Origin of the sequence: Sphingopyxis granuli NBRC 100800 (genome assembly GCF_001591045.1) — a bacterium.
Classification (GTDB): Bacteria; Pseudomonadota; Alphaproteobacteria; order Sphingomonadales; family Sphingomonadaceae; genus Sphingopyxis; species Sphingopyxis granuli.
In genome coordinates this window covers 1-17,586 of sequence record NZ_BCUA01000012.1, presented here as the reverse complement: position 1 = coordinate 17,586, position 17,586 = coordinate 1, and the positions used below count along the sequence as shown (strand labels likewise).

The 17,586-nt window shown below is 65.6% G+C and carries 14 protein-coding genes and 1 tRNA gene; 13 read left to right on the top strand and 2 right to left on the bottom strand.

From position 1 onward, the window contains the following. Positions 1-13 precede the first annotated feature (13 nt). The 6 genes from SGR02S_RS04780 to mnhG are packed head-to-tail and all read left to right on the top strand — an operon-like array spanning position 14 to position 6,023. Positions 14-2,944, top strand: a complete 2,931-nt coding sequence (locus tag SGR02S_RS04780) for a monovalent cation/H+ antiporter subunit A (RefSeq protein WP_067106214.1) — start codon at positions 14-16, stop codon at positions 2,942-2,944. Continuing rightward, the gene (locus tag SGR02S_RS04775; RefSeq protein ID WP_067106211.1) at positions 2,944-3,291 is read left to right on the top strand and encodes a Na+/H+ antiporter subunit C; all 348 of its coding nucleotides are present in this window, start codon (positions 2,944-2,946) and stop codon (positions 3,289-3,291) included. The genes SGR02S_RS04780 and SGR02S_RS04775 overlap by 1 nt, the downstream gene beginning before the upstream one ends. Next, positions 3,288-4,907, top strand: coding sequence for a monovalent cation/H+ antiporter subunit D (locus tag SGR02S_RS04770; protein WP_067106209.1), 1,620 nt, complete (start codon positions 3,288-3,290; stop codon positions 4,905-4,907). The genes SGR02S_RS04775 and SGR02S_RS04770 overlap by 4 nt, the downstream gene beginning before the upstream one ends. Continuing rightward, the gene (locus SGR02S_RS04765; RefSeq protein WP_067106207.1) at positions 4,904-5,386 is read left to right on the top strand and encodes a Na+/H+ antiporter subunit E; all 483 of its coding nucleotides are present in this window, start codon (positions 4,904-4,906) and stop codon (positions 5,384-5,386) included. The genes SGR02S_RS04770 and SGR02S_RS04765 overlap by 4 nt, the downstream gene beginning before the upstream one ends. Then, positions 5,383-5,664: a K+/H+ antiporter subunit F gene (locus tag SGR02S_RS04760; protein ID WP_067106205.1), complete on the top strand. Its 282-nt coding sequence runs from the start codon at positions 5,383-5,385 to the stop codon at positions 5,662-5,664. The genes SGR02S_RS04765 and SGR02S_RS04760 overlap by 4 nt, the downstream gene beginning before the upstream one ends. Next, the gene (gene mnhG / locus SGR02S_RS04755; RefSeq protein WP_174521637.1) at positions 5,661-6,023 is read left to right on the top strand and encodes a monovalent cation/H(+) antiporter subunit G; all 363 of its coding nucleotides are present in this window, start codon (positions 5,661-5,663) and stop codon (positions 6,021-6,023) included. The genes SGR02S_RS04760 and mnhG overlap by 4 nt, the downstream gene beginning before the upstream one ends. Positions 6,024-6,060: 37 nt before the next feature. Here the strand turns inward: mnhG and SGR02S_RS04750 are convergent. Beyond that, a tRNA-Thr gene (locus SGR02S_RS04750) sits at positions 6,061-6,136 on the bottom strand. A gap of 357 nt (positions 6,137-6,493) precedes the next feature. On the opposite strand from SGR02S_RS04750, the gene SGR02S_RS04745 reads away from it, so the two are divergent. The 5 genes from SGR02S_RS04745 (at position 6,494) to SGR02S_RS04725 (ending at position 14,454) form a co-directional block, all read left to right on the top strand. After that, positions 6,494-8,749, top strand: a complete 2,256-nt coding sequence (locus SGR02S_RS04745; protein WP_169799639.1) for a TonB-dependent receptor — start codon at positions 6,494-6,496, stop codon at positions 8,747-8,749. Continuing rightward, the gene (locus SGR02S_RS04740) at positions 8,749-10,125 is read left to right on the top strand and encodes a sulfatase family protein (protein WP_255211388.1); all 1,377 of its coding nucleotides are present in this window, start codon (positions 8,749-8,751) and stop codon (positions 10,123-10,125) included. Before SGR02S_RS04745 ends, SGR02S_RS04740 begins: the two co-directional genes overlap by 1 nt. A gap of 89 nt (positions 10,126-10,214) precedes the next feature. Next, the gene (locus tag SGR02S_RS04735) at positions 10,215-10,874 is read left to right on the top strand and encodes a TetR/AcrR family transcriptional regulator (RefSeq protein ID WP_067106201.1); all 660 of its coding nucleotides are present in this window, start codon (positions 10,215-10,217) and stop codon (positions 10,872-10,874) included. A gap of 77 nt (positions 10,875-10,951) precedes the next feature. After that, positions 10,952-12,376: an MFS transporter gene (locus SGR02S_RS04730; protein ID WP_067106199.1), complete on the top strand. Its 1,425-nt coding sequence runs from the start codon at positions 10,952-10,954 to the stop codon at positions 12,374-12,376. Beyond that, positions 12,373-14,454: a beta-glucosidase family protein gene (locus SGR02S_RS04725; RefSeq protein ID WP_067106197.1), complete on the top strand. Its 2,082-nt coding sequence runs from the start codon at positions 12,373-12,375 to the stop codon at positions 14,452-14,454. The genes SGR02S_RS04730 and SGR02S_RS04725 overlap by 4 nt, the downstream gene beginning before the upstream one ends. A 179-nt stretch (positions 14,455-14,633) precedes the next feature. On the opposite strand, the gene SGR02S_RS04720 is transcribed toward SGR02S_RS04725, so the two are convergent. Further along, positions 14,634-15,818 carry an acyl-CoA dehydrogenase gene (locus SGR02S_RS04720; RefSeq protein WP_067106195.1) on the bottom strand — a complete coding sequence of 395 codons (1,185 nt, stop codon included), beginning with the start codon at positions 15,816-15,818 and terminating at the stop codon, positions 14,634-14,636. A 91-nt stretch (positions 15,819-15,909) separates the two neighbouring features. Between SGR02S_RS04720 and SGR02S_RS04715 the strand changes: the two genes are divergently transcribed. Together SGR02S_RS04715 and SGR02S_RS04710 are read left to right on the top strand one after the other, a co-directional pair. Next, on the top strand, positions 15,910-16,812 hold the full coding sequence (locus SGR02S_RS04715) for a LysR family transcriptional regulator (protein WP_067106193.1): 903 nt from the start codon (positions 15,910-15,912) through the stop codon (positions 16,810-16,812). A gap of 60 nt (positions 16,813-16,872) precedes the next feature. Continuing rightward, positions 16,873-17,472 (top strand): hemerythrin domain-containing protein, encoded by a 600-nt coding sequence (locus SGR02S_RS04710; RefSeq protein WP_255211387.1) that lies wholly within the window; start codon positions 16,873-16,875, stop codon positions 17,470-17,472. Positions 17,473-17,586: the final 114 nt, after the last annotated feature.

Here is a 17,586-nt window from a genome sequence, read left to right as displayed (position 1 = left end):
TTCCCCCTACCTTATGCACGACCCCCGCTTCCTCCTGGCCGTCGTCGCGCTTCCATTTCTGGGCAGCGCGATCGCGGCATTCCTGCCGGCCCGCGGCCGGAACCTCGCCTCGACGCTGGCGGGGGTGATCGCGCTTGCCGGCGCCATGATCATCGCGGCCTATTATCCGCTCGTTGAGCGCGGCGAGGTCGTGCGCCACGAACTGGCGTGGCTGCCGACGCTCGGGCTCAACCTGACGCTTCGGCTCGACGGCTTCACCTGGCTGTTCGCGACGCTCGTCCTCGGCATCGGGGCGCTCGTCATCCTCTATGCGCGCTACTACATGTCGCCGGACGATCCGGTACCGCGCTTCTTCGCCTTCCTCCAGGCGTTCATGGGGTCGATGCTCGGCATCGTCCTGTCGGGCAACCTGATCCAGATCGCCTTCTTCTGGGAATTGACCAGCCTCTTTTCCTTCCTGCTGATCGGATATTGGCACCATAATCAAAGCGCGCGCGACGGCGCGCGCATGGCGCTGATCGTCACCGGCGCGGGCGGCGTGTGCCTGCTCGTCGGGCTGCTGCTGCTCGGGCGGATGGCGGGAAGCTACGACGTCGATGCGGTGCTTGCGGCGCGCGATGCCATCCACGCCGACAAGGCCTATCTTCCGGCCCTGATCCTGATCCTGATCGGCGCGTTCACCAAGAGCGCGCAGGTCCCTTTCCACTTCTGGCTGCCGCATGCCATGGCCGCCCCGACGCCCGTATCCGCCTATCTGCATTCGGCGACGATGGTGAAGGCGGGCATCTTTCTGCTCACCCTGCTCTGGCCGGTCCTCTCGGGCACCGACAGCTGGTATCTGATCGTCACCACGACCGGCCTCGCGACGCTGCTGGTCGGCGCCTGGGCGGCGATATTCCAGCAGGATCTGAAGGGCCTGCTCGCCTATTCGACGATCAGCCACCTCGGCCTCATCACGCTGCTGCTGGGTCTGGGCAGTCCGCTCGCGGCGGTGGCGGCGATCTTTCACACCGTCAATCACGCCACCTTCAAGGCGTCGTTGTTCATGGCCACCGGGATCATCGACCATGAAACGGGAACGCGCGACCTGCGCCGGCTGAGCGGCCTCGTCCGCTTCATGCCGATCACCGCCACGCTCGCGATGGTCGCGGCGGCGGCGATGGCGGGCGTACCGCTGCTCAACGGCTTCCTGTCGAAGGAGATGTTCCTCGCCGAAGCGCTCGAAGCGCACAGCGGCACGATCATCGACGTGGCGCTGCCCTATCTCGCGACGCTGGCCAGCGCGTTCAGCGTCTTCTATTCGGTGCGCTTCATCCACCAGACCTTCTTCGGACCGCCGCCGGTCGACCTGCCGCACCAACCGGCCGAAGCGCCGCACTGGATACGCCTGCCGATCGAGATACTGGTGCTCGCTTGCCTGCTCGTCGGGATCGTCCCGGCGCTCACCATCGGGCCGTTTCTCGCCAGCGCCGTCCAGTCGGTGCTGGGGGACCAAACGCCGACCTACAGCCTGGCGATATGGCACGGGTTCACCCTGCCGCTGGCGATGAGCTTCATCGCGCTGATCGCCGGTACGGCGCTCTATATACTGTTCCGCGAGCGGCTGAACGCCGTCGAGCGATCGCCGCTGATCGGCCGGCTGAAGGGACGCCGGACCTTCGAGGCGGTGCTCGCGGCGATCGTCAATGCGGCGCGCGGCCTGCACGAGCGGCTCGGCACCCGGCGCCTGCAGGTACAGCTGCGGTTGATCGTCGTCACCGCGCTGCTGCTCGGCACCCTTCCCTTCCTGCGGCTCGGCTATAGCCGGGGGCCGCTGCAGGATACGCTGATCGATCCGGTCTTCGGGCTGCTGTGGCTGTGCGGCGGCGCCTGCGCCATCGCGGCAGCGTGGCAGGCGAAATTCCATCGGCTGGTCGCGCTCGTCCTGGTCGGGGCGGCCGGGCTTGCCGTCTGCATCAGTTTCATCTGGCTGTCGGCGCCCGACCTCGGGCTGACGCAACTGCTCGTCGAGATCGTCACCCTCGTCCTGCTTCTGCTCAGCTTGCGCTGGCTGCCGCAGCGCCGCCCCGCCATATGGCCCGAAGAACGCAAGCCGCCGATGGTCCTGATCCGGCGCGGCGGCGACCTGCTGCTCGCGATCGCCGGCGGGACGGGCGCGGCCGCGCTTGCCTATGCGATGATGACCCGCCCGATGCCGGACAGCATCTCGCGCTATTTCGTCGAGAACGCCTATTCGGGTGGCGGCGGAACCAATGTTGTCAACGTCATCCTCGTCGATTTCCGCGGGTTCGACACGCTGGGAGAGATCACCGTCCTGTCCATCGTCGCGCTGACCGTCTTCACCCTGCTGCGCCGGTTCCGTCCCGCGCCGGAAAGCATCGAGATACCCGACCAGCAGCGGCGGCAGAATGCGTTCGACGAAGCGAGCAAGGATCATGCGATGGGCGATACGCTCGTCCATTATCTCTTCGTCCCGCGCATCATCATGCAATGGCTGTTCCCGGTCGTCCTGACCTTTGCCCTCTATCTGCTGATGCGCGGCCACGACCTGCCCGGCGGCGGCTTCGCCGCGGGCATCGCCACGTCGATCGCCTTCCTCCTCCTCTACATGGCGAACGGCACGCGACTGGTCGAAGCGAGCCTGAGCGTCCAGCCGGTGCGCTGGATCAGCGCCGGACTGGTCTGCGCGGTTGCGACCGGCCTTGCCGCCTGGTTGTTCGGCTACCCCTTCCTGACCAGCCATTCGCGCTATCTGACGCTGCCGCTGATCGGCGATATTCCGCTGGCGAGCGCGTTGCTGTTCGATATCGGCGTGTTCGCGGTGGTCGTCGGCACCACGCTGCTGATGCTGATCGCCATCGCGCACCAGTCGATCCGTTCGCCGCGCGCGCGCAAGCCGGTTCAGCCCGCGGCGGCCGAGCCGGGCACGGGGGGAGGCGCCTGATGGAAATCCTCCTTTCGCTCGCCATCGGGGTGCTGACGGCGTCGGGCCTGTGGCTGCTGTTCCGGCCGCGCACCTTTCAGGTGATCCTCGGCCTGTCGCTCCTTTCCTATGCGGTCAACCTGTTCATCGTGGCGGCCGGTCGGCTGCGCAGCGACGCGCCGCCGATCATCGGCAAGGATCCGACATCCGCCGATCCCGCGCTCTACGCCGATCCGCTGCCGCAGGCGCTGGTGCTGACGGCGATCGTCATCTCGTTCGCGACGACCGCGCTGCTGCTGGTGGTGCTCCTCGCCTCGCGCGGCCTGACCGGCACCGACCATGTCGATGGCGAGGACGGCGAAGCATGACCGGCTGGCTCCATCACCTGATCATCACGCCGATCCTGCTGCCGTTGCTGGCCAGCGCGCTGATGCTCGCCTTCGACGAGCGGCGGCGCGTCCTGAAACGGTGGCTGAGCCTGATCGCATCCGCGCTGCTGATCGCCAATGCCGCGGCGCTGCTGTGGTTCACCAGCGACGCGGGCAATGCGGGCACCGACAGCCCCCATGTCTATCTGCTCGGCAACTGGGCGGCGCCCTTCGGAATCGTGCTGGTGGTCGACCGCCTGTCGGCGACGATGCTCCTGCTCGCCAACGTGCTCGGCTTCACCTCGCTATTCTATGCGCTGGCGCGCTGGGACCGGTCGGGACCGCGCTTCCACGCGCTGTTCCTGCTGTTGCTGATGGGTGTGAACGGCGCGTTCCTGACCGGCGACATCTTCAACCTCTTCGTCTTCTTCGAAGTGCTGCTCGCCGCCTCCTATGGCCTGATTCTGCACGGCGCGGGGACCGAGCGAACCAGCGCTAGCCTGCATTACATCACCATCAACATCGCGGCCTCGCTGCTCTTCCTGATCGGCGTGGCGCTGATCTATTCGGTCACCGGCACGCTCAACATGGCCGACATCGCCACCCGCGTCGCGCGCACCGACCCCGGCGACATCGCGCTGCTGGAGGCCGGCGCGGCGATCCTGGGGGTCGCCTTTCTGATCAAGGCGGGCGTCTGGCCGCTGAGCTTCTGGCTCCCGCGCACCTATGCCGCCGCAGCGCCGCCGGTCGCCGCGCTGTTCGCGATCATGACCAAGGTCGGCGTCTACGTCATCCTCCGCCTCTCCTTCCTGCTGTTCGGCGAAGCATCGGGCGACGTCGCCGGCTTCGCCAACGACGGACTGCTCTATGGCGGTCTCGCCACCATGACCTTCGGCGTCATCGGCATCCTGTCCGCCCGCCAGCTCACGCGGGTCGTCGGGCACTATGTGCTGGTTTCGTCGGGCACGCTGCTCGCCGGGCTCGGCATCGGCGGCCAGTCGCTCATCGCCGCGCTGCTCTTCTATCTCGTCAGCTCGACGCTCGCGATCAGCGCGCTCTACCTCATCATCGAACCCGTCGAACGCAACGCCGACGAGGACGACATGATCGAAGGCATCGCCGAGCCCGTGTTCGACGACGAATATGTCGGCGCGATCGAGGAAGAGGAGGACGAGACGGGCGTCGTCATTCCCGGCACGATCGCCATCCTCGGCGGCGGCTTCATCTTCTGCGCGCTGCTGCTCGCCGGGTTGCCGCCGCTGTCGGGTTTCATCGCCAAATTCGCCATCATCGATGCGCTGCTGCGCGCGGGTGCGGTCGGACCGATGAACTGGACGCTGATCGGACTGCTCATCGTGTCCGGCCTCGCGACGATGATCGTGATGACCCGCGCCGGCATCGACCTGCTGTGGACGCCGGGCGAGGACGCCCCGTCGCGCCTCAGCCTGGTCGAGGTCGCGCCCATCGCGCTGCTGCTCGCCGTCTGTCTGGCGCTGATGCTGTGGGCCGGGCCGGTCATGGCCTATCTCGAGGCGACATCGGCCGCGCTGCACGATCCGGCCGGCTATCTTTCCGCCGTCGCCGGCGCGCCTCCGGCGGGGAGCGCGCAGCCATGAGGCGGCTCGTCCCCTACCCGCTGCTGGCGCTCGCGCTGTTCGCAATGTGGACGCTGCTGACCGGCTTCTCGCCCGGGCACATCCTGCTCGGCGCTCTGGTCGCGCTGATCGTGTCGCGGTCGATGCTGTCGCTCAAGCCCGAACCGCCGCGCGTGCGGGTCGGATGGGCGATGGTCCGGCTCGCCGGAATCGTGCTGGTGGACATCGTCCGTTCCAACATCGCGGTGGGGAAGATCATCCTGTTCAACCCGCCGCACCGTCATTCGGACTTCATCGAACTGCCGACCGAGCTGCGCAGCCCCTATGCACTGGCCGTGCTCGCACTCATCATCACAGCGACGCCGGGGTCGCTGTGGGTACAGCACGACGCGAACCGGCACGTCATCCTGATCCATATCCTCGATCTGGTCGACGAGGCCGAATGGGTTCGGCAGATCCGGCAGCGTTACGAGCGGCTTCTGATGGAGATATTCGAATGAACGCGCTGTTCCTGGCGCTGGTGATCACCGCCGCGCAGATCGTGCTGGGCCTCGCGATGGGATGCGCCGCCTTTCGCATGCTGCGCGGTCCGCGCGCGCAGGATCGGGTCCTCGGGCTCGACACGCTCTACCTGACGGGGATGCTGCTGCTGCTCACCTATGGTATCCAGACCGGCCGCACCCTCTATTTCGAGGCGGCGCTGGTCATCGCGCTGCTGGGATTCGTCGGCACCGTCGCGCTCGGCAAGTTCCTGATGCGGGGAGAAGTCATCGAATGATGCAGGCACCCGATCTGCCGACCTGGGCCGCGATCATCGTCGGCCTTCTGGTCCTAGGCGGCGCGATCATCACGCTGGTGGGCGCGTTCGGCCTGATACGCCTGAAGACCTTCTATGCGCGCGTCCACGCCACGACGCTGGGCGCGACCGCGGGCATGGCGGCGATCCTGCTCGGCTCGATGCTGTGCTTCTCGATCACGCAGGGCCGGCCGGTCGTCCATGAGATATTGATCGCGCTGTTCGTCACCCTGACGACGCCGGTCACGCTGATCCTGCTCGCCCGCGCGGCGATCTATCGCGATCGCAGCGAAAAGCTCCCGCAGCTTCCGACCCGCAGCGAGCCGGAGCGCGCCGAATAACGTCCGTGCCGTACCAAATCGTCGATCATGGAGATTGTGGTGCCGCTTAGGTGACTCGAACACCTGACCCCATCATTACGAATGATGTGCTCTACCAACTGAGCTAAAGCGGCAACGAGGGGCGCCTCTACCAGCGTGTCGGGGCGAAGACAAGCGCCGTTGCGCAGATTCTCCCGTCGAACGGCAGGCGGCATATCATGCGATCCTGCGCACCCATCCGGTAACGGAATTTCCTGCCATTTTCCATTCTAAAACAAAAGATTGAGCCCAGCTATTTCGAAGTGAACGGCTTTCCAGCGGCCTTGCGGCGAAGATATGGCGCACCCACGCCATCGTCGGCTCGCCGCAATCGACGGATGTTTCGTTGCTCGCCGCCCTTCGCTCACGGCCGGGGCGGGATGCCGGATTCATGCTTGACATTCGCCAGCTCAAATTATTATCCGAGTGGATAAATAAATGGGAGGATGCGGATGAAGAGCATATTCGTGGCGTTGATGGGATCGACGCTGCTCGCGAGCGGCGCCCATGCGCAGGACACCGCTCCCCTGTCCGCTTCGGAGAACGGAAGCGTCGCCGGCGACGAGATCGTCGTGACGGCCCAGAAACGCGAACAGTCGTTGCAGGACGTTCCACTGTCGGTCGCGGTGCTGAGCGGCGAGCAGTTGAGCAACCGGAACATTACCGAAATCTCGCAGTTGCAGACGACGACCCCGAACTTCTCATTCCAGGGCAGCAACAACCCGCGCGGTGCCGGCCTGGCGATCCGCGGCATCGGCACGAACAATTTCTCGTCGGCGATCGAGGGCTCGGTCGGCATCGTCATCGACGGTGTGCCGATCGGGCGGCAGGGCGCGGGGATGACCGACCTGTTCGACATCCAGCGGATTGAAGTGCTGCGCGGTCCGCAGGGCACCTTGTTCGGCAAGAATGCCTCGGCCGGCGTCCTCAACATCGTGACCACCGATCCCAGCTACAGCTGGGGCGGCAAGGTCCAGGCGACCTACGGCGAGTTCGACGAATTCGTGCTGCGCGGAACGGTCACCGGCGGCCTGACCTCGAATCTGGCGTTTCGCGCATCGGCCTATCGCACGAAACGAGACGGCTATATTCGCAACCGATTCGACGACAGCCGCCTCAACGATCGCGACGAGTGGGGCGGTCGCGCGAAGCTGTTGTGGGAACCCGCCGACAATATCCGCGTGCTCGTCGCGGGCGACTATTCGTCGCGCGACGCCGCCTGCTGCATGTGGACGATCCGCAGTTTCGGCAACAATGCCGATATCCGCAACCGGGTGACCGCCGCGGGCATCGTTCCCGGCCCCGACAACCGGGAGGTTGCGCTCGACGGCCGCACGTTCATCCGCCAGGAAACCTATGGCGGATCGGTGCAGGTCGATATCGAGGGCACCGGGGGCATCACGGTGACGTCGATCACCGGCCTGCGCTGGTGGGATGCGACCGACAACAACGACGCCGACCAACGGCCGACCCCCGTTCTCAACATCAACAATGGCGACAGCCGTCAGCGCCAGTTCACGCAGGAACTGCGCCTGATCTCTCCGTCCGGCGAGCCGTTCGAGTGGGTCGGCGGCCTGTTCCTCTTCAACCAGGATTATGAACTCGGCAATTCGCAGCAGGGCACGTTCGACCAGCCTCTGCCGCCCGGCGTCCAGTTGTCGCGCGCGATCTTCGTCGAGAACGATACCCAGAATTTCGCCGCCTTCGCCGATGCGACCTATCATCTGAGCGATCAGTTCAACGTCTTCGGCGGACTGCGCTACACGGTCGAGCGGCTGAACACGCATTTTCGGCGCTTCGCCAATCCGGGTACCATCCTGCTCGGACCCAATGTCGACCAGAAGATGAAGCGCGTCGACGGCGCATGGACGTGGCGCATGGGGGCGCAATTCCGTCCGACCGAAGAGGTGACGCTCTATGGCAGCGTCGCGCGCGGCTTCAAGGGCGGCGGCTTCAATGCGCTGCAGGACTCGACCGTGCTGCGCACCGTCGAACCCGAGATTCCGACGTCGTACGAATTCGGCGCCAAGACCGAGTTGTTCGATCGCCGGGTGCGCTTCAACATCGCCTTCTTCAGCACCGATTTCGACGATTTCCAGGCGCAGGCGATCGGCGTTTCGGACACCGGTACCCTGGTGTTCGACGTGATCAATGCCGGCTCGCTGCGCACGCGCGGGATCGAGGCCGACGTCGACATCAATATGGGATCGGGCCTGCGTCTGATGGGCGGCGCGGCCTATACCAGGGCGAAATATACCGACTTCGCGGGCGCGCCCTGTTATTTCGGACAGACGGTGGCCCAGGGCTGCATCGTCTCGGGCGGGCAGGCACGGCAGGATCTGACCGGCAAGGAACTGGCGATGGCGCCCAAGTTCACGGCGAACGCGTCCGCGCGTTACGAAACCGAGGTTTCGGCGGCGGGCGCGAGCGTTTTCGGCCAGCTTTCCTTTGCCTATCGCGGCAGCACCTTCACCGCGCTCGACCTCGATCCAAAATCGGTGCAGAAGGCTTATGGCCTGCTCGATGCCCAAATCGGCTTCGCATTGCCGGGCGACCGCCTGCGAGCGTGGATCTGGGGCAAGAATCTGACCGACAAGAGCTTCGTCGAACTGATCTACGACACGCCTCTCGACACCGGCGGGCAATCGCAGTTCTTCCCGTCGACCGCGGCGCGGCAGTTCGGGGCCACGGTGGAGTATAGATTCTGATGATGGAACTCGATCGCCGCAGCCTGCTCGCCAGCCTTGCCGTCGCCGGAGCCGGCGGGGTCTCCACACTGGCACTGGCGCGGTCGAAGGACAGCGCCGCGCGGCGCCGTCCGCCGAATTTCATCGTCGTCCTCGCCGACGATCTCGGGTACGGCGACATCGGGGCCAATGGCTCGCGCGCGATCCGCACGCCCAATATCGACCGGCTTGCCGCCGACGGGCTGCTGATGACCGATGCCTATGCCTCGGCGAATATCTGCACCCCGTCGCGCGCCGGCCTGCTGACCGGGCGTTATCCGATCCGCACCGGGCTGGCGTGGCAAGTGATCCAGGCGGACGACACGAACGGCCTGCCGCCCGAAGAGGTCACGATTCCCGAAGTGCTCGGCGACGACTATGCATCGGCGCTGATCGGCAAATGGCATCTTGGGCACACCCCACCCTATTGGCCGCCGACCGTGCAGGGATTCGACCTGTTCTTCGGCCTTCCCTATAGCCACGACATGAAGCCGCTGTCGCTCTATACCGCGGGCGAGGGCGTGGAATTCACCCAGGAAGACGTCGACATGGTGGCCCTGACGCAGCGATTCTTCGCGCGGGCCGGCGAGTTCGTCGACGCCAATCGCGATCGCCCCTTTTTCCTGATGCTCGCGCTGACCGCGCCGCATATTCCGCTTCACCCGACGAAGGAACACGCCGGGCACTCGCCGGCCGGCGACTATGGCGACGTCGTCGAAGAGGTCGATGCCGAACTCGGCCGCCTGCGCGAACAGATCGAACGGCTCGACCTTCAGAACGATACCTATGTCATCGTCACGTCGGACAATGGACCATGGTTCGAAGGATCGACCGGCGAACTGCGCGATCGCAAGGGCGGCGCGGGATGGGACGGCGGCTATCGCGTTCCGTTCATCGCCTGGGGCCCCGGCCGCATCCCGGCCGGCAGTCGCAGCAGCGCGATCACGATGAATTTCGACCTGTTGCCGACCTTCGCCGCACTCGCCGGCAAACCGCTGCCGAAGGATCTCGTTCTCGACGGCAAGGATATCAGCGCGGTTCTGCTCGACGGCGCGCCGAGCCCACACGAAGCACTGGCCCTGTTCGACAACGAGAAGGTCGCGGCGATCCGCACCGATCGCTGGAAATTCGTCGCGCGCAGCTATTATCGGGGATATGATCTGCCGCTGGCACGGATCGGTGCCAATCTGTTGTTCGACGTGCGCAGCGATCCCGGCGAGGATTATAATCTGGCGACGCGCCATCCCGAGGTCGTGAAGGCCATGCGCGCGCGCTTCGAGCAATATCGTCAGACATATGAGCCGCTCGGACGGAAAAAGGAGCCCGATCGGCTTCCGGGCGGCAAAGCCCTCCCCTGAGCCGTTTCTCCATTATTGCTTATGTCCGATTGTCGCTGGTATTGGCAGCGCGGTCGAACGATAATGATTCAAGGTCTGAGGCAAGCAGGTTGCAGTCGAAACCGGGACGGAAAAGAAAAACCCAGGATCGCGGAGTCGCGACCCGGCAGCGGATCGTCGAAGAAGCCCTGCAGCTTTTCTCCCGCCATGGCTTCGACGGTGTCGGAGTCCGTGAAATAGCCGAAAGCGTCGGCGTCCAGCACGGGCTGATCAAATATCATTTCGGCACAAAGGACGAATTGTGGCGCGAGGCGGTTCGTCTGCTCTTCACCCGCATGAGCGAGATATTGGAGCCCGAGCCCGGCGAAGCCGACCTTCCCCCCGCCAAGGCTTTCGAAATCTCGTTGCGGCGCTATGTCCGCTATTGCGCCGAGCACCCCGAGCATGCGCGGCTGATGGTTCAGGAATCCTTCCGCGACAATGAGCGACTGGCATGGGCATCGGAAAGCTTCATCCGCCCCAGCCACGACCGGATCTTCCCACGATGGGACATCCTGATGCGCGACGGCACGATGCCGCGGGTCGACCCGGCGCTGATGGTCTATGCGCTGACGGGGGCCGCCCAGTCGATCTTCAACCTCGCTGCCGAAGCGAAATTGACGCACGGCATCGACGCATGCTCGAACGAGACGATCGAGGCCTATTCCGACGCGATCATCGCCCTGTTCCTTCCCGGCCTCGCAAAGCGCGAAGAAGCATCCGGAAAATAATTATCCGATTGGATAAAAATTAGAGACAGACGGACCCTGGTGCGATAGATGCTCCCCATAAAAGGGAGAGAGCAGCGATGGCCGATGGCAGCGTTGGAGCGGGGCAACACCGGGATCTTGCGGACCGATCATCCCTGCCCACCGGCGCGGTCGTCGCTTACGGGTCGGGCGATCTGGCGTTCAACCTCTATTTCACCTTCTGCTCGCTGTTCTTGCTCTATTTCTACACCGACGTCCTTGGCATTTCCGCCTCGGTCGGCGGATTGATCATCATGGCGGCGCTCATGTGGGAGGGGATTACCGATCCCGCGATGGGCGTGATCGCGAGCCGGACGCGGAGCCGGTTCGGCAGCTATCGCCCCTATCTGCTGTTCGGCGCACCGCTCCTCGCCCTCGCTTTCGTCTCCATGTTCCTGCCGCTGGGCCTTTCGGGCAACGCACTCGCCTTCTTCTGCCTTGCGACGCACATCCTGTTCCGCACGGTCTACACCGTCGTGAACATTCCCTTCGTCGCCCTGTCGGCCCGCATGAGCGCGGACTCGCTCGTCCGGTCGCGACTGGCGGGAGCGCGCATGCTGTTCGCGATCATCACCGGCCTGTTCCTCGCTGCGGCGACGCTGCCGCTCGTAGCCCGCTTCGGCGGCGGCCGCGAAGGCTTCCTGTGGGTCGCAACGCTCTATGCGTTCATCGCCACGCTGGTGCTGCTCAACTGCTTCAAGCGCACCCAGGAAACGATCGGCGAAGCGCCCGACGCGCATCCGACCTTTTCCGCGATGCTTCGCGCGGTCGGGTCGAACCGCGTATTCCTGCTCCTGCTCGGCGCAACCCTCGTCGGCTCGATCGGTTATGCGATGGGCGGCAAGGCGCTGCTCTATTACATGAAATATTATGCGGGATCCGAGGAGACGATCACTATCGGCCTGACGGTCTCGCTCGCCGCGGCGGCCCTGTCGATGCTCCCCTGGGTCAAGGTGACGCAGCGCATCGGCAAGCGCGCGGTGTGGTTGAGCGGCATCGCGATCAGTGCGACCGCCAACATCCTGATCTTCGCCATCGCGCCGAAGGCGGGGCCGATGCTTTACGGCTTGCTGGCGTTCAGCGGCGTCGGGAACGCAGCCTTCGTGCTGACTTTCTGGTCGATGCTGCCCGATACCGTCGAGGTAGGCGAATGGCAGACCGGCCTCCGCGCAGAGGGGGCACTCGTCGGCTTTCTCGCCTTCACGCAGAAGGTCGCGCTCGGCGTCGGAACGGGCCTGATCGGCATATTGCTCGACGTCATCGGCTATGTCCCCAACGCGCCGCAAGCCCCCGACACGCTGACGAGCATCCGCGGACTGGCAACGCTCGTCCCCGCGGCGCTGGCGGTCGGCGCCGGGCTGTTCATCTATTTCTACCCGCTCGACACGCGGACCCACGCGCGGCTCGTCCGGGCGATCGGATGGCGTAATGCACGCCGCCGCGGCCGGGCTTCATCCACCCCCGACAATGGACAGACGACATGACCGACCAGCAGCATGATTTCTCCCCGCGGCGCGGCGCCTCCGAGGAATGGATCGCCGAGACGATCGATGCGATCATGGAGCATGCAACGCTGGCGGAGAAAGTCGGCATGCTGTCCGGCCGCGGCTTTTTCCGGGAGTTCGCCGCCGACGACAAGCTATGGGGCGCGCGGCCCTATCGCGCCGGGAGCGGAATCGAACGCCTCGGTGTCCCGCCGCTGTGGTTCACCGACGGGCCGCGCGGCGTCGCGCGCGGGCAGAGCACCTGCTTCCCCTGCACCATGGCGCGCGGCGCGACCTTCGACACCGACCTCGAAATGCGGATCGGCGAGGCAATGGGGAAGGAAATCCGCGCGCAGGGCTGCGACCTTTCGGGCGCGGTCTGCATCAATATCCTTCGCCACCCCGCCTGGGGCCGGGCGCAGGAAACCTATGGCGAGGACCCGCACCATCTGGGCGCCATGGGAAGCGCGCTGGGGCTTGGCATCCAGACCCAGAATGTGATGGCGACGGTCAAGCATTTCGCACTCAACTCGATGGAGAACGCACGGTTCAAGGTCGATGTGCGGGTCGGCGAGCGTGCGCTTCACGAAGTCTATCTGCCGCATTTCAAGATGGCGCTCGACGCCGGCGTGGCGAGCGTGATGAGCGCCTACAACAAGTTCGACGGCGAATATTGCGGCCAGCATCACGGCTTGCTGACGGACATCCTGCGTGGCGAATGGGGTTTCGCGGGCTTCGTGCATTCCGACTGGGTGATGGGCCTTTACAAGCCCTATGCCGTCGCGGCGGGGCTCGACATCGAAAATCCCGAACCGCAGATTCTGGGCGAAAAGCTGATCGCCGCGGTCGAGGCGGGGCATGTCGCGCCCTTCGTGATCGACCGCGCCTGCCGCAACATCCTGCGCACGCAATATCGCTTCGCCTGCGCGCCCGATCCGCTGACCGCCTATCCCGCCGAACTGGTCGCGTCCGCGGAGCATGTCGCGCTGGCACGCGAGGCGGCGGAGAAGTCGATCGTGCTGCTCGAGAACAACGGCGTCCTGCCGCTCGACCGCAGCCGGGTCCGCCGTCTCGCCGTGCTCGGCCGGCTGGCGTCGCTCGAGAACACCGGCGACATGGGGTCGAGCCGCGTTCGCGCTCCCCATGTGGTCACGCCGATCGAGGCGCTGCGCGCGATGCTGGGCGCCGACGCCATCGCGGTCGGCGACGAGGATGACATCGACGCGGCGGTCGCGGCGGCGCGCGATGCCGACGCCGCGCTGATCGTCGCAGGCTACAATGCACGCGAAGAAGGCGAATATATACCGGGCGACATCACGCTGGGCCAGGAAAGCGATGCAAGCGGCAGGCGCCCGGCGATCGGAGGGGATCGGCTGTCGCTCGACCTGCCCGCGCGGCAGATTGCGCTGATCGAAGCCGTCGCCGCGACCGGAACGCCCGTGGTCGTCGCGATCGTCGCGGGATCGGCGGTGCTGGTGGAAGGCTGGCGCGCGCAGGCGGGGGCGATCCTCCAGACCTTCTATTCGGGGATGGAGGGCGGCGCCGCGCTCGCCGATATCCTGTTCGGCGACGTCAATCCGTCGGGTCGCCTTCCCTTCACGGTGGCGCGCGATCCCGCCGATTATCCCTTCTTCGACCGCGATGCGGACAGGATCGTCTACGATCATTGGCACGGTTATGCGAAGCTGATGCGCGACGGGATCGAGCCGCGCTATCCCTTCGGGCACGGCCTCAGCTACACGCGTTTCGCCCGCCGCGCCCTGCGCGTCTCGGCATCCGACCGGGCGGTGCATGTTTCCGTCACCGTCGCCAATGTCGGCGACCGTCCCGGCGACGACAGCATCCTGTGCCATGTCCGGTATCCGGGCAGCGTCGAGCGCTGGCCGCAGGCGCTGAAGGCCTTCAAGCGCGTTTCCCTCCATCCCGGCGAAACGCGGACGATCGCGATGGCCATCGATCTCGACGATCTGCGCTACCGTGACGAGACCACGCACGGCTGGAAGCTCGAATCGGGCCCCCATGAAATCTGCATATCCGGGGGCGTCGAGCCCGATCTCAGCGTATCGGTTCGGTTCTAGTCCACTCGAAAGGCGATTACCGAACGGCCTATGCCGGCCGCCGGAACCTGGCCGAAGGAAAGGGCGGAAAACCGCGCAACCTTACACTGGCATCTGGGCGATGGGTGCCTTCTTTTAGGCAGAGGGGCCTGCTTGAAGCCCCGCATGCGCGGGCCGGCCGCTGTGGCCGGCCCATCGGTTCAGAAAGCCGCGATCCCCGTTATGGCACGGCCGAGAATGAGGGCATGCATGTCGTGCGTGCCTTCATAGGTGTTCACGGTTTCGAGATTCACCATGTGGCGGATGACATGATATTCGCCGGCGATCCCATTGCCCCCGTGCATGTCGCGGGCGGTGCGGGCTATGTCGAGTGCTTTGCCGACATTGTTGCGTTTGACGATCGAGATGGTTTCGGGAGCCATGCCGCCTTCGTCGAGCAGGCGGCCGACGCGCAGGCTGGCCTGGAGGCCGAGCGCGATCTCGCTCGCCATGTCGGCGAGCTTCTTCTGGAAGAGCTGGGTCGCGGCGAGCGGCCGCCCGAACTGGTGCCGTTCCAGCCCGTAATTGCGCGCGGCGGCATAGCAGAATTCGGCCGCCCCCAGCGCGCCCCACGAAATGCCGTAGCGCGCCCGGTTGAGACAGCCGAAGGGCCCCTTGAGCCCCTGAACGCCGGGGAGGAGCGCATCGTCGGGAACGAAGACGTCGTCCATCAGGACCATGCCGGTGATCGAGGCGCGGAGCGACAGCTTGCCCTCGATCTTCGGCGCCGAGAGGCCGGCCATGCCCTTTTCGAGCAGGAAGCCGCGCACCGCGCCGCCATGCGCATCGGACTTCGCCCAGACGACGAAGACGTCGGCGATCGGCGCGTTCGAAATCCAGGTCTTGCTGCCGCTGAGCCGGAAGCCGCCGTCGACCTTGCGCGCGCGCGTCCGCATCCCGGCGGGATCGGACCCCGCGTCAGGCTCGGTCAGCCCGAAGCAGCCGATCAGTTCGCCGCGCGCGAGGCCGGGCAGATAACGCTGCCGCTGCTCCTCGCTGCCATAGACGAGGATCGGATACATGACGAGGCTCGACTGGACGCTCATCATCGAGCGATAGCCCGAATCGATGCGTTCGATTTCGCGCGCGACCAGCCCGTAGCTGACGTAGGAGGCGCCGGCGCCACCATATCCGGCGGGCACCGTCACGCCGAGCAGCCCCTGCTCGCCCATTTCACGGAAGATCTCCGGATCGGTCCGCTCCTCGGCGAAGGCGTCGACGACGCGCGGCAGCAGGCGATCGGTGGCGAAGGCGCGCGCGGCGTCGCGGATCATCCGTTCCTCTTCCTCCAGCTGGGCATCGAGCCCCAAAGCGTCTTCCCAGTCGAACGGTCGGATATCAGCCATCGAACATACTCCTTCCGGCGTCCCTTGACGCCCGATTTTCATTCTATCAATGTCATTAAAATCATTATTCGATCGCATTCAGGAATGAAAGATGCTCGACCGCCGCCCGCTCGAAATTTTCCTCGCGATTGCCGAGGAGCGCAGTTTCGTCCGCGCGGCCGACCGCCTCGGCATCGCCCAGCCGGTCGTAAGCCGCCAGCTCCAGCGACTGGAGGGAAACCTCGGCGCGCGCCTGTTTCACCGCGGCAGCCGGTCCAAGGTCACGCTGACGCGGGCGGGCGAGCTGTTTCACGACGAAGCGCGCGACGCGCTCGCCGGGCTCCTGCGCGCCGAACAGCTCGGACGCAATGTCGCGCGAGGGGCGACGGGGCCGCTTCGCATCGGCTATGTCTTTTCGGGCGCGATGACCGCGTTGCTGAGCGACATGGTTCGCGGCCTGCGCGCAGCGTTTCCCGATCTGGAGATCGAGCCGCGGCTGATCGAAACGCCCGCGCAGCTTCGCGAGCTGGCCGAAGGCCGTATCGACGTCGCGATCGTCCGCCCCCGCCCGTCGTGGCCGCGCGGCGCGGCGGTGCTGGCCCGTCACCACGAGCCGATGCTGCTCGGGCTCGGGACGACGCATCCGCTCGCCCGCCACGACAGCATCGCTATCGGCGATCTGGTGCCCGAATGCTTTCTGACGCCGCAGTTCGACGTCGAGGACGAACTCGCCGAGACCGTGCGGCGTCTGCTCCGCAAGGCCGAGGGCCGCCCCCGGATCAGGGCCACGGGCGACTTCATCACCGCGGCCGCGCTCGCCGCCGCGGGCGAAGGCGTCATCCTCGCGCCCGCGTCGCTCGCGCATCTGGTGATCGACGGCCTGACCTTCCGGCCGATCTCCGGGCATGCCGAGCGGCTCGAACTCGCCGTCGTCGGGCGGCCCGAACTGCCGGCCGCGCAGCGCGAGGCGATCATCGCCGCCCTGTCGGCATCGCGGACCGACTGCCGGATCTGACCTTCAGGAACACAGCGGGCAGCCATCGCGCGCAGCGGCACCATACCGAGCCGCTTTATCTTGACATCGATCGTGCATCGTCGCAAAATACGCATATCAGATACCTATTTTATTCCGAGGCATCCGCCGATCTTTGCGGCGACAGATGGAGGTCGTGATATGGCAAGCAATCCCGTCGAAACGGCCGACCCGGTCGACGCAGCGGAGACCCCCGCTCTCGTCGACCATATCATCGAGCGCTATCACCGCGTGCACAGCCGGGAGCTTCCCGATCTCATCCAGATGGCACAGCGCGTCGAGCAGGCGCATCAGGGCCACCCGGCGGTCCCTGCGGGGCTTGCCGCGTTGCTGAAACAGATGCTCGGCGAGCTGACCATCCATATGCAGAAGGAGGAACTGGTCCTTTTTCCGCAGATGAAGAAAGGCGGACGTCCCGAAATCGGCACGCCGATCATGGTGATGATGGCCGAGCATGACGATCACGGCGCCTTCCTGCGGGCGGTCGATGGCCTCACGCAGGGCCTGCAGATTCCGGAGGGCGGCTGCGGGACCTGGCGGGCCCTGTATGCGGGCCTGGCCAAGCTGTCGGCCGATCTGACCGACCATATCCATATCGAGAACGACATCCTGTTCCCCCGTTTCCTGGGGTCCGGGGCCTGACGACGGCGCGGCCGCAATCCGGAGCGCGCGCAGACCGCCCCGGATTGCTTCCCCCGGATCAGGTCGGGATATATACCCTTCAGGCAAGTAGGGAGTTGTTCCCCGGCGAAAGCC